This window comes from Providencia sp. PROV202 (genome assembly GCF_028479565.1).
Lineage (GTDB): Bacteria > Pseudomonadota > Gammaproteobacteria > Enterobacterales > Enterobacteriaceae > Providencia > Providencia zhijiangensis.
In genome coordinates this window covers 1-14,864 of the sequence record NZ_JAMPNV010000002.1, presented here as the reverse complement: position 1 = coordinate 14,864, position 14,864 = coordinate 1, and the positions used below count along the sequence as shown (strand labels likewise).

The window sequence follows — 14,864 nt, the reverse complement described above, 5'->3', positions numbered from 1 at the left end:
CTTGCAAATACACAAATACAATTACAATCGTCGAGGAGTACATATGGAAGCCATCGTTAATACCATCGTTGGTTACATCTGGGGTAATGCTCTCGTATTCTTATCTCTGGGTGTCGGTCTCTATTTCACATTAGCAACACGCGGTGTTCAGTTTCGTTACATCGTAAAAATGGTCTGTTTATTAAAAGAAAATAAAGCATCAAAAGACGGGATTTCCTCATTCCAAGCCTTCTGTTTAGCATTATCGGGGCGTGTTGGGGTCGGTAACATTGCAGGGGTAGCAACCGCGATTGCGGCAGGTGGTCCCGGCGCAATTTTCTGGATGGTGGTCATGGGCTTACTTGGAGGCGCGAGCGCCTTTATTGAGTCTACACTGGCGCAGATTTATAAGCAGCGCTCAGATGATCAATATCGTGGTGGTTCGCCGTACTATATTGAAAAAGGATTGAAATTAAAGCCTTTTGCTATCTTTGTTGCGGCAGTGATCTGTTTATCTTACGGTGTGTTGGTACCGGGTATTCAAGCCAATACCATCGCGGATTCGTTCCAAACGGCATTTAATATTCCACCAATGGCAACAGGTGCATTAGTGACGGTATTAATGGCGTGGTTAATTTTTGGTGGCGTGAAACGTATTGCGAGCGCAGCCGATAAAATTGTTCCTATCATGGCATTAGCTTATATCGTGATGATGGTGATTATTCTGGGCAGCCATTGGGATAGCGTACCTGGCATGTTCAGCTTAATTTTCCGCAGTGCGATGGGAATGGATGCGGTATTCGGTGGGATCGTGGGAACTGCGGTGTCTTGGGGCGTGCGTCGTGCCGTGTTTTCAAACGTGGCAGGAGCCGGTGAAGCGACGTTCAGTTCTGCAGCCGCAGAAGTGAGCCATCCGGTCAAACAGGGGCTTATCCAAGCATTCTCTATCTATATCGACACCGTGGTTGTGTGTACGGCCTCAGGATTGATGATCTTAGTTACCAATATGTACAACGTTTTCCCTGATGGTTCAGCGACTGCTCTTGTGGAGTATGTGCCAGGTGTGGCAGCAGGAACAGCATGGACTCAAATGGCCGTTTCTACGGTATTTACATCGGCGGGTGCGGGGTTTGTCTCTATCGCGGTATTCTTGTTTGCCTTCACAACGCTTATGGCTTACTACTATATTGCGGAAACCACCATTGTTTATCTTGACCGTAAGCTTAAATACCCTGTATTGAAGCTGATTTTGAAATTTGTCTTCCTAGTGATTGTCTTTATGGGCAGCGTGCAATCAGTCAGTATTATGTGGGGACTGGGTGATATCGGCTTCGGCAGTATGAGCTACTTAAACTTGATTGCGATTGTCTTCTTATCGAAACCCGCTTTAAGAGCGTTACGTGATTTTGAAAGACAAACTAAACTAGGGGTTGATCCGGTGTTTGATCCGAAAGCCGCAGGTGTAGAAAACGCAGAATTATGGGAAGAAATCAGTCGTGAATATCATGCGCAAGGCGTTGGAATTAATAAAATCGATGGGTCTGGGAAGATAAACGAGAAGTTACTTAAGGAAGAATAACTTAGATTAGAAATGGCGGTGAGGGAGGGATTCGAACCCTCGATACGTTGCCGTATACACACTTTCCAGGCGTGCTCCTTCAGCCTCTCGGACACCTCACCGTTTTTCTAAATTGTGGTTGTAGAATTTGTTATAAATAACTTGTCCTTCAACGGGGCGCTACTATAGGGAAAAGAGCGCCTTCCGTCAACTCCCAATTAAATAAAAATCCACTTTTTTCTATCGTTTAGCTAAATAAAAACCAATTTGGTTACTCTCTAATCTTAATAAATTCTTGTTGATTAGAAATTGATAATAAATTGTTTATTTAAACTTCAAGCAATTAATCCAGATTCCGTTAACTCCTTAACAAAATCCTCATCTTATGGATATAAATATGGGGTATTGACTTGAAAATAAACACCATTACGCACACTCTGGTGGAAACCTATAAGGAGTTGCCATGAATATTTTATTTTACCATCCATTTTTTGATGCCAATCAGTGGATTGATGGCATGCGTGCTCGATTGCCTCAAGCCAATATTCGCCAATGGAAGCCGGGAGATACCCAACAGGCAGATTATGCCATGGTATGGCTTCCTCCTTATGAGTGCCTTGCGGGTCGACAAGACTTAAAAGGGATTTTCGCATTAGGCGCGGGGGTGGATGCCATTCTAAAGCAAGAGCAAGATAATCCGGGAACATTACCAGCTGGTGTTCCGCTCATGCGGTTAGAAGACACCGGTATGGCCATCCAAATGGAAGAGTATGCCGCCGCAAAAGTGTTGTATTACTTCCGCCGCATGGATGAATACCGTCAATTGCAATCCCAACGTCAATGGAAACAACTGCCAGCCTACACCCATGACCAGTTTGTAGTGGGTGTGATGGGCGCAGGGGCGTTAGGCCAAGCAGTGGCAAAACGCTTAGCCAGTTTTGGCCTTAAAGTCAGAACATGGAGCCGCTCTGAAAAGCAAATTCCAAATGTGAAAAGTTACTATGGGCAAGACCAGTTAGCGGATTTCTTGTCAGGAACCCGCGTGATTGTGAACTTACTACCAAGCACGCCAGAAACGGTCGGTATTCTTAATCATCAATTATTCAGCCAGCTAGAACCAAATGCTTACATCATCAACCTTGCTAGAGGTGCTCACTTAATCGAGCAAGACTTGCTGGAAGCGTTAGAAAAAGGGCAAGTTGCAGGGGCGTCTCTCGATGTTTTTGCCACTGAGCCACTGCCACACATGCACCCATTCTGGACACACCCACGAATTGCCATTACGCCACACGTTGCGGCGTTTACGTTGCCGAATGAGGCGATGGATATGATTGCGAGTAATATTCAGCGGATTGAGAAGGGCGAGCAGCCAGAGGGAATAGTTAATACTGCCCGCGGCTACTAATTTCCCGTCCTAGTTTTCGCCGTCACGTTGTTGGCTGCGTCAGCACACCCTAGTCACATACTTGTGTATGCTCCTAGGGATGTGCTTTCTTGCCGCCTAGTGACAACAAAAATTCGTTAGGGAAATGTTCGCTATATTTATGCGCCAGCGCGAATTATTTTGAGGATACTTCAGTTATCTGATTTTCTATCTGAGAAATCATCATTAGCGACTATCAGCGGCATACATAGGACAGTGCCATATATAGGACTGTGCCATAAATGGTATTGCTCAAAGCGTGGGTTTTCTGTTTTTTCAGGTATACTGCATCGCATCATGATCACGAAAAAGTGATTGCAGGAAATTTGCTAACAGGAAGAAACCCATGAATGAATTCTCAATCGTCTGCCGCATTTTAGGTACCTTATTTCAACGCTCTCCGGACGATGCGCTTGTGAAGCCTCTTATCGATATGATAGCTCAAGATAAGCTCAAAGCTTCATGGCCATTAGAGCAAGATGAGCTGTGGGCAAGAATGGCGAAGGCTGTTGATCACAAGGCTATTACTGCTGATTATCAGTCGATGTTTGGTAGTGAGCCAACGGTTCCACCTTTTGCTCACCGCTATGATGAAGAAATCACTGAAGCGGAAATTCGCGAATTCCTAGTGACCCGTGGAATGACCTTAACTGATGCCCCAACGGATGCATTTGGTGCGCTACTGTTAGCCGCATCATGGCTAGAAGACCAAGCCGCTGAAGATGAAACCGCCGCGCAGGAAGAGCTATTCGACAGCTATATTCTGAGCTGGTATGGCGCATTTCTGGGAAAAGTGGAAGCTCATGCGACAACGCCGTTTTACCGTACATTAGCGCAAATAACCCGCGATGCCGTGATTGCACTGCGTGATGAGTTAGAATCTGACTCAGAAAATGATGATGAATAAGTGACGGCGTCACTTAAAGGCTGATGATTGAGAGAAGATAGGCACGGAACTGTCTTCTCTTATCATAGGTTAAAAGGATAAACACGATGACCTCGACAAAACTTCACGGCTTGATGTTACTCTTTATTTCACCGTTAGCACTGGCACAAGTGGATAATGATTTGCCTAGCTATAGTAAACGCATGGTTAATTACAGTACGGAATTTCAATTTGACCCGCTTTACGGAAAAGTAAAAGAATTAACGCAAGTCATGAACGATGAAAAAGGGCTCAGCAAAAGAGTGACAGTGTCTTTTAATCTCCATGGCTGTCTCAACAATTTAAGTTATTACAATAGAGACAGTGAAACAGCGTTTGTGATTGTCAGAAAATTTAAGCAACTTTATTACTTAGTAGATAAACAAAAATTCAAAGGTTATGGCATCGATAAGATGTGTAATTTACAAACCGGAGAACTGCAAGATTGGAAATATTATTACCGTGATGGTCTTGTTAATAAGATCACTCAAGGGAAGAAAGAGATAGCGACGTTTGTTTATGGTGAACATTTTTTACCGATAGAAACAACATATTTCGATGAAAATGAAGTTATTAATACAAAAAATGAATACTTTTTCACTAATGGCTTAGTCACTAAAATTCTGTTTCATACGACGAAAAATCAGCAACCGTTGGTCGAAATTACTCAAAAATGTACTCATTATGATGACCATAAAAACCCAACTGCCTGCACCAGTGAAGTGACATACAGTGATGGACGAGTTGAAAAATACGATTATGAATACAAAACGAGTTATTACGAGTGACTATTTAGCGTTAAAGATAAATGACATTTCAATAAAAAAGCAACCTATCGGAAAGGTTGCTTTTTTCATTCTTCGATTATCAATTTATCAATCAAAAATATTTATGGTCAATTAATCAACCATGGGAATAACTAATTTACCCGGTTTGATTTCTAAACCTTTAGCGAGTTTTTTCGCGGTCGCTTCTGCGGCGCTGTTATCAGGGTTGAGCACATACACAGGCTGAGTCGCGAAGAAGGTATCAAGGGAGCTGTTCAGATACGGGATCACCACGGAAATGGCGGTCTCCATATTTTCGGGTGTAATTTTATATTGGGTAATTTTCAGCTCTTTCAAATAGATAGAACCTGTTTGTGCATCAAAAACAGGGCGTGCAGTTAAGGTCAGTGCAATATCGGCCGCCGCTGCACCAAGCAGTGAATTCATTGTGACAGTGGCTTCGCCTTTTAATGCAATAATACCCGGTTCGCTACGACCAATTTCTGATTGCAAGTTATGTAAGGTGATATCCGCATCTGCAAACCCAGTAATACCAATGTTATTCTCGTATTTAACCTTGGTCGCAAGGTAACTGTTAATTTGTGATTCACTGATAGTAAATTCGGTTAATTTGTCACAACCCGTGAGAATAAATAGCAATCCAAAGATAGATGCCAAGAAAATGTTTTTCATAATCACTCCTTTATACAGTAATAACCCAAGTGTAACGTATTACTGCCCGCTCAACATGACTGTTTCAATTTTTTTACGGTTAAATTGGCGATGAAGCGCCCACAAGGTAATAAAACCAATAGTGCCGAGCAAGAACCAAGGAAGCTGAGGGATATTCCATTGATGCCCAATATCATACATCCAACCGCCACCGGTATAGCCAACAGCTCCGCCTAGCGCAAGACCGAGTCGGCTAAAGCCCATATAGCTGCCACGGGCGCGAGGGTCGGCAAGGGAGGCGCTCAGGGTTTCACGAGCAGGATCGGCGGTGATAGTGCCTAAATAGAAAATGCCAATCAACACAAACAGAATATTGACCGATGTGGTCATACCGATAGGGAACATGCTTAGGCTCATTAAAAATAGCCCGGCCATCAAACGTTGTTCTAAACGGAAATGTTTTTCGCTCCAACGGGCAATCGGATAAAGCAACGTCAGGGAAATTGCCGCTTCAATGGCGTACATCCATTTCACCGCGGTGGGTGTTCCTGCCAATTCGTTAACGGCGATAGGGAACATCAGCATCACTTGTACCGACAACATAAAGTAACCAGAAAGTGTGATCACATAGGTCACAAAGCGGGTGTCTTTCAAGACGCGATGCATTCCATCACGAATAGGGGCTTTGATAGTAGAAATGCGATAAGCCGGGAGTAGCCAAGCATTAAGTAGAGCCGCAATCACAAACACTGCCGCGCCAGCCCAGCAAACATAGTGGAAGTCATATTGTAAAAGCCAGCTACCAATGAGGGCACCAATCACTGCTCCGGCGCTGTCCTGCATAAATAATAATGAGTAAAAACGCCCACGCTCATAAGGACGGGTCAATTTAATCACTAATGCAGTACGAGGAGGGTCAAACAAGGTGCCGCCAAGGGCAGACAACACACAAGAAAGCCATAACACCCAAGGGTCATAAGCCAAAGCCATCAACACAAAACCCGCGGCACGCAATAGCATCCCAATAATAATTAACGGTTTTGCACCAAATCGGTCGGCAATCGCACCCCCAAAAATCCCAAATCCTTGCTGTACAAATTGGCGAAGTCCAAGGGCAAACCCAACCACTACAGCCGCCCAGCCAAGCTGCTCAACAAAGCGAATTGAAATTAAAGGGAAAACCACGAAAAAGCCAAGAACAACCAGCATATTATCGAGTAAAAGGAAATATTTGCCGAGGCTTCTTGCCCGTGATACCTGTGCCATGAAACACCATAAAAAAGTCGTAACGGAAGGAATGATTCTTATTAATAGTATCAGGAGTTTGGCGGGAATGATGGGGTGGTGACCATGATATTTTTTTATCGATAAATCCGTCATATTTCCCATTATAGGTGGGGGGCTGCGTTCGCTAGAGGGCTACAACATGATAATGATACTCATTATGATCTTGATAATTATTATCACTAATGTATATTTCAAGGCTTGTTAATATTTGTAAGGGAAATGAGTACGTAACCATCCAATAAATAAGGTTTTTCGAACGAGTTATATCCATGGCATTGCACTTAAATTTACTTTAAATGCATAAATTGAAAAGTATAAAAAACATACCCTCATATTTTTTATACGCTATTTCTTCGCGTCTATTTAATCATCATTAATTAATGAAGGCATTACTTAAATGATATTTCAAAATAAAAACATAATTAGTTTAATTATTATATGTTCTACAAACACAGCCTTAGCAAATCAAGCCAATACCTCGACTCAAAAAGATAAACTTCTCGTCACAGCCAGCAAAATAAAGTCAAATAGCAAGCAAATAGACGCCAATGATATTTCTACCGTAAGAGGAACAACCAATTCAGACATATTTGCTAATAAAACTTCATTGCAAGTTAATAATGCACGAAATGAAGCGGGTGCATTAGATATTGGTATTAGAGGATTGCAAGGAAATGGACGAGTGCCAATTATCATTGATGGCAGTTTGCAATCAACCAACACATGGCGTGGTTACCAAGGAAGTACAGATAGAACGTATGTGGATATGGATTTAATCGATACCATTGAAATCGAAAAAGGGGCTTCTATGAGTAAATTCTCAGGAGGAGCCATCGGAGGTACGGTTAAATTAAAAACATTATCAGCAAACAGCATTATTCCTGAAGGTGACCAATTTGGTTTCTTATTTAAGGGGAATATTTACAATAATAACCGACGCCCAACTATCGCTTCAGATGAAAAAGGAGAATCTGGGTATCGTGTTTCAAATGGCGTTAAAAATTCACATTTTAATAATGGCTCTATCACGACAGGGGTTGCATATCGAAATGATAAATTTGATATATTACTGGCACATAGTGATAGAAAACAAGGAAACTTCTTCGCTGGTAAAAATGGTTATCATAAATACGAAAATACAGATACGCCTATTAAGCCAGGGCAAGAGGTGGTTAATACTAGTTATGAAAGCCAGTCAACATTATTAAAAACCAATATTTATTTTAACCCATACTCAAGTATTGAATTAAATTACCGCCATCATGAACAAAAAGCGGGTGAGGTTCTAGCGGCGTATTGGTATCAATACGATGGGAAAATGCCACAGTGGTCTTTAGGTACCGCAGATATTGATACTGCCTCTTTAAATTACTCTTATAAACCAGATTCATTATGGGTAGATATGAACTTAGGTCTATGGTGGACAAAAGGGAAATTTAAACAGCGCAATGGCACAACGGATGATGTTACCGCTCACTATGGTAATCAATATCAGCACCGTTACACTGATGAGCGAGTGGGCTTTAATTTAGAAAATACGTCTGAGTTTGCAGATTATCCTATCGATATCACTTACGGTGTGGAATACATGCAACAAAAATCAAAGCCATTGACTAAAACCTATCAACCGATTTGGACTCCAGAAGGAACAATACCCGGCGAGGAATTAGATCCTGTAACGCGTAATGCTAAAGGAACGAATAAATCCGTCTTTACCAATATGGCATATCAAGGGGAATGGGTGAGTACTTTAGTCGGGTGGCGTATTCACACTTTCGATGTTGATGACCATGTTTTAGGTAAAAGTATTAGCTACGGTCCGAAAAATGATTTAATGGGTGAACTGCGTTTTCATGTAACTAACGAATTTGATATTTATACAAAATATTCTGATAGCTATAGAGAACCGAGTTTATTCGAGAGCACTGTATCAGGACAAACCTATTCGTATTCTCCAGATGTTCCATTAAAACCAGAACATGCTAAATCATTTGAAGTTGGGATGAATGTAGAAAAAGAAAATCTTATATTTGATAAAGATAATACTGAATTACGTGTGGCTTATTTTAATAATGATATTAAAGGGTATCTTTCTCAAGGTGTAAACCCAACGGGAGTTTATTCTCCATATGTGGTGATGAAAAACTATGACAGCTTTAAACTCTCAGGTTATGAAATCGAACTGAAATACGATTCTAATTATGCATTTGGTTCATTCGATGCGACTTTTTATAACAATTCTGAGTTATGCTCAAGAGATGAAATGGAGTTAGGTCGCCTCCCAACGGCATGTAATTCTGTTGGGTTTGCTTGGGGGTTATCACCTTCACGGATCCCACCGAAAAAGGTTGTGACCGGAATTGTTGGGATGAAAATGTTTGATCAAAAACTACAAACAGGTTTGCGAGTTCGTTATAACTCAGGCAAAGACTACCCTCATGAGTGGCTAGCGGGAACCGCTGCCGCCCCAGTCACTAAGCTGTACTCAACCACTACATTTGATTTGTTAGGCCAATATCATGTTTCGAAAAATATTCATGTGAATTTTAATATTGATAACCTAACTAATCGCTATGCATTTGACCCAGGAACTGTGATTTATATGCCAATTCCAGGAAGAACGTTTAGGCTTGGTTTGGAAGCAAAATTTTAGTTAATATCGTGATTATTACCTTAGGTTTATATTAGCCTAAGGTAATATAGAATTCTTTGGGCGGGTATAGTTGATTGATTTTTTATGGTTTTTTATAATCTTATGACATGCTGTAAGATTTGACGCCAGCTCCAACACCTATTTACGCATGTTGTTCATCATAAATTTAGAAATAAGCTCGGTCATTTCCTCGTGTGCATCATTTCTATCTCTCTTGTTTCCATCCTTACAAATAATTCCTTCGCCAGCATACTCTGCATCCAATAAGGCAACTGCACCGGGTTTACATAATTGCATAAAGCTAAAATGCGTAGTGTCAGGGAGCTCAATATAAGATGACGTATCTTTGGGAATATATTTATATAAGTAACCTGACTCTAATTTAGCGGGCATATCACCAATATCGATACTTGCTGCAATAATCAACGTAGGAGTTTGAATTTTTGCCAAGCTTTCTGGAGAAAATCCTCTTAATACACCAGCATCTAAGGATATAACGGTAGTCACTCTAGGGTCTGCCATGTTGTTATTTAATTCGGGATTATTCAGGTCTAAAGTAGATGATAATTTACAAGCTGCTAGGATGGTGTGTTCAATACAATCTTCTTGAAATAGCTGGGTATCAAACCTTCCACCCGCTAAAGCAATGACTGTCCAACCACCTAAAGAATGCCCGATAGCAATAATATTGTTGTTATCGATGTGCTTCTTAAATAAAGGGTCTAACGTTAAGTAATCGATAACTCGGCTTAGATCTCTGGGACGTTCCCACAATTGTTTGGCTTGCTGGCTGTCTAGATTAAATGTTGTTGTACCCGGATGGTTAGGGGCGGCAACAATATACCCTTTATTAACAAGCTCGCTCGCTAGCCAACTTAAGTTATTCCAACTTCCCGCATAGCCATGAGAAAGAATAATTAATGGAGATTTAGTATCAGAGGGTGCTCCATCATTTACGACATCGGTTCCGTAAAAAGCAGCATTATCACTGACTTTTATTGAGTTGTTATTGGGCGGAGTGGGGTACCAGATAGCAACATTTAGCGGGCTTTCACTGTCTTTATCGATAGTGATATTTTTGAATCCAACGGATGATGAAATCTGTGCAATGACGGAATGAGAGAATAGAGTCAAGATTAAAGCGAAACACAATCGGGACATCGGAGGCTCCTGAAGTATTGTTAGTCGATGTATTTCTAATGCTCTAGCTTAAGATGAAAAGCACGAAATAGGAATATCTAGGGTTTACCTGTAAACATCAATCGTGTGTTTTTACGGACACATGAAATAAAACAAAACTAATTGCTCAAAAAATGACTTAATTACAGAGAGAATTGAATTAGTTAAGTGATAAATTTAAGTTATAATTCAAGCATCGAAAGTAAGACTGGTAACACTACTAATTAAGGGCTAACGATGTTTGGTTATCGTTCAAATGAACCCAAAGTGCGTCTAATGACTGACAGAATGATTATCCGTTTAGCCTATGAGCGAGATAATTACCGACTTGCAGACTATTACAGTTTAAACAAAGAATTCCTGACGCCATGGGAACCCACCCGTGATAGCTCCCATTTTAATCCTTCAGGCTGGAATAATCGCCTACATGCCATGAGCGAAATGCATCGCCAAGGCAGCGCGTTTCATTTCCTTTTATTGGACAAAGATGAAAACGAAGTGATTGGCGTCGCGAATTTTAGCAACATTTTACGTGGCTCATTCCACGCGTGCTATCTGGGCTACTCGCTGGGTGAAAAATGGCAGGGGCAAGGGCTGATGTATGAAGCCTTAACCCAAATTATTCGTTATATGCAAAAACACCAAGGCATGCATCGCATCATGGCAAACTATATGCCTCATAATATGCGTAGCGGCAGTTTGCTCACTCGCCTTGGTTTTGAACGTGAAGGTTATGCGAAGCAGTATCTCGAAATTAATGGAGAATGGCGCGACCACGTCTTAACGGCATTAACCGACAATGAATGGAAGTCGACTAAAGCCTAAACATTTACTCTACAATCGTAGTCAGTCTTGCCATCCGCTGTTAAACTGCTGCGATTGTCTTCTTTTAGTCTAGCAATCATGAATTTATTAAAATCTTTAGCGGCAGTCAGCTCGATGACGATGATGTCACGGGTTTTAGGCTTCATTCGTGACGCCATTATTGCCCGTGTATTCGGTGCGGGGGCGGCTTCCGATGCCTTCTTTGTGGCCTTCAAACTCCCTAACTTACTACGACGAATTTTCGCAGAAGGGGCATTTTCTCAAGCGTTTGTTCCCATTCTTGCCGAATATAAAAACCAGCAAGGCGAAGAAGCCACGCGAACGTTTGTGGCCTATATATCGGGGATGCTTACGTTAGCATTAGCGATTGTGACGGTTGTCGGCATGTTTGCTGCGCCGTGGGTCATTTATGTGACGGCGCCGGGTTTTACCACGGATGCTGATAAATTTGCGCTAACGACAGATTTATTGCGTGTGACGTTCCCGTATATTTTCTTGATCTCATTGGCATCGTTAGCGGGGGCGATCCTTAATACCTGGAATCGCTTTTCGGTACCGGCGTTTGCGCCGACGCTATTAAACGTCAGTATGATTTTCTTTGCAGCATTTGCTGCGCCGTATTTTGATCCGCCGATTATGTCTCTGGCTTGGGCGGTTCTGGTTGGTGGTGTGCTGCAATTGGGTTACCAATTACCGCATTTAAAGAAAATCGGTATGTTGGTGTTACCGCGTTTATCGTTCCATGATAGTGGCGTTTGGCGAGTAATGAAGATGATGGGACCGGCGATTATCGGGGTTTCTGTCGCGCAAATTTCATTAATTATTAACACGATTTTCGCCTCGTTCTTGCAATCAGGTTCGGTATCATGGATGTATTATGCAGACCGCTTAATGGAGTTACCTTCAGGGGTGCTTGGCGTTGCGCTGGGTACCATCCTATTGCCATCGCTCTCTAAAAGTTTTACCAGCGGAAATCACCAAGAATATCGCCATTTAATGGATTGGGGATTACGTTTATGTTTATTACTGGCACTGCCATGTGCGGTAGGGCTAGCGATACTATCCGAAGCGTTAACGGTTTCTCTTTTCCAATATGACAAATTTACGGCTCATGACTCCTTGATGACGCAGTATGCATTAATGGCGTATTGCGTGGGCTTAACGGGGATGATCTTAGTAAAAATCTTGGCGCCAGGTTTCTATTCTCGCCAAGATATTCGTACTCCGGTCAGAATTGCGATAGTCACTTTGATCCTGACTCAGTTAATGAACTTAGCTTTTATTGGACCTCTGCAACATGCAGGCTTAGCCCTGTCTATTGGGCTGGCGGCATGTTTTAACGCCGGTGTTCTGTATTGGCAATTACGCAAGCAAGATATTTTCCAGCCGCTAGCAGGCTGGCGCGGTTTCTTGGTTAAATTGTTTGTTGCCTTGGCGGTGATGGTGGTGGTGCTATTTGGTGTGCTGCACTTTATGCCACCGTGGCAAGACGGCAATATGCTGATGCGTATGTTACGTTTGATGGGTGTGGTAATTGTTGGTGCTGGGAGCTACTTTGTGGCGCTGTATGTGTTAGGCTTCCGCCCGCGTGACTTTATGAAACGGAGTATTGCGTAATTTTTAGTTTTTGCATCTGAACTTAGTGTATTAGTCTGATATCGAACAAACTCCCCCCTCAATCGAGGGGGAGTAGACTATTACGGATGATAAGCGCGCTCGCCATGAGTGGTAAGATCCAACCCATCGCACTCTTCTTCCGGGGAAACCCGCAGACCAACTAGCTTATCCGCCAGTTTAAAGGCGATAAATGCTACAACACCGGACCATACTATGGTGACCACAATACTTTCAAGCTGAACAAAGACTTGGTGGAGTAAAGTGACGTCGTCACGATAACCGAGCCCTCCAAATAGCGTCGAGGTAAATACGCCTGTGAGTACGCATCCAACAATACCGCAGGTGCCATGGATGCCAAAAACATCGCACACATCATCGGCTTTTAACCAACGTTTTAAGACGACAACACCCCAAAGCCCAATAATTCCCCCGACAATACCAATAACAAGCGCACCAATAGGACCAACAGTGCCTGCTGCTGGCGTGATAGCGACTAATCCAGAGATACAACCGGAGCAGCTTCCGAGCATTGAAGGTTTTCCTCGCAATAACCATTCTGTGAATGTCCATGAAAGGATAGCGCCAGCCGTTGCAATCACCGTGTTGATAAACGCCAATGCGGCAATATTATTGGCACTGCCAGCGGAACCTGCGTTAAAGCCAAACCACCCAATGTACAGGACTGCGGTACCCATAAAGACCATCGGTAAGTTATGGGGCTTTAGTACCACTTGGCTGTAATCACTGCGTTTACCTAGCAAATAAGCACCGACCAGTGCAGCGACAGCGGCATTAATGTGCACCACGGTGCCGCCTGCAAAATCGAGAGCGCCATCATCGGCCAGCCATCCGCCTTCTGCCCATACCATATGCGCGATAGGCACATAGGAGAAAGTAAACCAAATCACGGTAAAAATCAGGAGTGCAGAGAAACGTACGCGCTCCCCTAGTGCTCCGACAATTAATGCGAGGGTAATAACCGCAAATGAGCCTTGGAAGGCAACATGGATATACCGATTAATGGAACCTGATAAATCGTCGATGGACATCGCGCTTAGAAACGTTAAAGAGCCGTCCCCAAAGATTTTATTTCCTGCAGTGAAGGCGAGGCTGTAACCAAAGATAAACCAAAGAATAATCACCACACTAAAAATCAGCATTACTTGGGTGATCAGCGATAACACGTTTTTGCTGCGTAATAATCCGCCATAAAACAGCGCAATACCGGGGATGGTCATAAAAAATACCAACGCCGTGCAGATCAACATAAAGGCGTTATCCGCTTTATCAACGGCATTCACTTCCGACGCATGGGCGGGAAGTGCGAAATAACTTAAGGCGAAGAGTGCGGCAGGTAACCATAGTCGTCTCATTGTTTATCTCCCTTAGAGTGCGTCATCGCTGGATTCGCTGGTACGAATGCGAACGGCCTGTAGAAGTTCAAAAACAAATAGCTTTCCATCGCCCACTTTCCCCGTATCTGCGGTACGGATAATCGCATCGAGGGCGGGCTCCAGTAGGTCATCACTAATAGCGATTTCCATTTTGGTTTTAGGTAGAAAACTCACTTCATATTCCGCACCACGGTAAAGTTCCGCGTGACCTTTCTGTCTGCCATATCCTTTGACTTCACAGATGGTCATCCCTTGTATTCCTAATTCAGTGAGTGCTTCACGAACATCTTCTAATTTGAACGGTTTAATAATTGCGATGATGTACTTCATAAATCCCCCTGTCTTTTTGAAAAGGCAAAAGAGATAAAGCAAGCATCGTGCCAAATGTTAAATTTTTGTTTTTAGGGCGTAATAAATTGAAATGAAGGGAAATAATGAGAGCTCGCTCACCAAATAAGTGCAAACTGACTATCGGTTACAAAAAGTTGCTCAAAAATAGTGCAGGCAAGAAGATGAAAAATAGAGAATGGAAGCTGGATAGTAAAAAGCAAAAAGCCCACCGAAGTGGGCTTTCAGACCATTGAC

Annotated in this window: 12 protein-coding genes and 1 tRNA gene; 7 read left to right on the top strand and 6 right to left on the bottom strand. The window is 42.6% G+C overall.

Annotated elements, in window-relative coordinates:
- Positions 1–43 precede the first annotated feature (43 nt).
- Positions 44–1,558, top strand: a complete 1,515-nt coding sequence (locus PR799_RS00965; protein WP_154626673.1) for an alanine/glycine:cation symporter family protein — start codon at positions 44–46, stop codon at positions 1,556–1,558.
- A 13-nt stretch (positions 1,559–1,571) separates the two neighbouring features.
- Here PR799_RS00965 and PR799_RS00960 read toward each other — a convergent pair.
- Positions 1,572–1,659, bottom strand: a tRNA-Ser gene (locus PR799_RS00960).
- Positions 1,660–2,000: 341 nt separating this feature from the next.
- On the opposite strand from PR799_RS00960, the gene ghrA reads away from it, so the two are divergent.
- From ghrA to PR799_RS00945, 3 genes are all read left to right on the top strand, one after another.
- Positions 2,001–2,942, top strand: a complete 942-nt coding sequence (gene ghrA, locus PR799_RS00955; RefSeq protein WP_272521039.1) for a glyoxylate/hydroxypyruvate reductase GhrA — start codon at positions 2,001–2,003, stop codon at positions 2,940–2,942.
- A gap of 364 nt (positions 2,943–3,306) precedes the next feature.
- On the top strand, positions 3,307–3,867 hold the full coding sequence (locus PR799_RS00950) for a TorD/DmsD family molecular chaperone (RefSeq protein WP_225575221.1): 561 nt from the start codon (positions 3,307–3,309) through the stop codon (positions 3,865–3,867).
- A gap of 86 nt (positions 3,868–3,953) precedes the next feature.
- A complete protein-coding gene (locus PR799_RS00945; protein WP_154626680.1) occupies positions 3,954–4,673 on the top strand; it encodes a YnfC family lipoprotein in 720 nt (239 codons plus the stop codon).
- Between the two features lie 111 nt (positions 4,674–4,784).
- Here PR799_RS00945 and PR799_RS00940 read toward each other — a convergent pair whose 3' ends face one another.
- Positions 4,785–5,345, bottom strand: coding sequence for a lipoprotein (locus PR799_RS00940; protein ID WP_036954568.1), 561 nt, complete (start codon positions 5,343–5,345; stop codon positions 4,785–4,787).
- Positions 5,346–5,384: 39 nt separating this feature from the next.
- Positions 5,385–6,590, bottom strand: a complete 1,206-nt coding sequence (gene mdtH, locus PR799_RS00935) for a multidrug efflux MFS transporter MdtH (RefSeq protein ID WP_154626683.1) — start codon at positions 6,588–6,590, stop codon at positions 5,385–5,387.
- A 418-nt stretch (positions 6,591–7,008) separates the two neighbouring features.
- Here mdtH and PR799_RS00930 point away from each other — a divergent pair, with 418 nt between their 5' ends.
- A complete protein-coding gene (locus PR799_RS00930; protein WP_272521038.1) occupies positions 7,009–9,264 on the top strand; it encodes a TonB-dependent receptor domain-containing protein in 2,256 nt (751 codons plus the stop codon).
- Between the two features lie 138 nt (positions 9,265–9,402).
- Here the strand turns inward: PR799_RS00930 and PR799_RS00925 are convergent, their stop codons facing one another.
- The gene (locus PR799_RS00925) at positions 9,403–10,425 is read right to left on the bottom strand and encodes an alpha/beta hydrolase family protein (RefSeq protein ID WP_272521037.1); all 1,023 of its coding nucleotides are present in this window, start codon (positions 10,423–10,425) and stop codon (positions 9,403–9,405) included.
- Positions 10,426–10,680: 255 nt separating this feature from the next.
- On the opposite strand from PR799_RS00925, the gene rimJ reads away from it, so the two are divergent.
- Both rimJ and murJ read left to right on the top strand, forming a co-directional pair.
- A complete protein-coding gene (gene rimJ, locus PR799_RS00920; protein WP_154626691.1) occupies positions 10,681–11,268 on the top strand; it encodes a ribosomal protein S5-alanine N-acetyltransferase in 588 nt (195 codons plus the stop codon).
- Positions 11,269–11,346: 78 nt separating this feature from the next.
- Complete coding sequence (gene murJ / locus PR799_RS00915) at positions 11,347–12,885, top strand: murein biosynthesis integral membrane protein MurJ (protein ID WP_154603917.1); 1,539 nt, start codon at positions 11,347–11,349, stop codon at positions 12,883–12,885.
- An 80-nt stretch (positions 12,886–12,965) separates the two neighbouring features.
- On the opposite strand, the gene amtB is transcribed toward murJ, so the two are convergent.
- Together amtB and PR799_RS00905 are read right to left on the bottom strand one after the other, a co-directional pair.
- Complete coding sequence (amtB, locus tag PR799_RS00910) at positions 12,966–14,258, bottom strand: ammonium transporter AmtB (protein WP_272521036.1); 1,293 nt, start codon at positions 14,256–14,258, stop codon at positions 12,966–12,968.
- 12 nt (positions 14,259–14,270) lie between these two features.
- On the bottom strand, positions 14,271–14,609 hold the full coding sequence (locus PR799_RS00905; RefSeq protein ID WP_272521035.1) for a P-II family nitrogen regulator: 339 nt from the start codon (positions 14,607–14,609) through the stop codon (positions 14,271–14,273).
- Between the last annotated feature and the right edge of the window lie 255 nt (positions 14,610–14,864).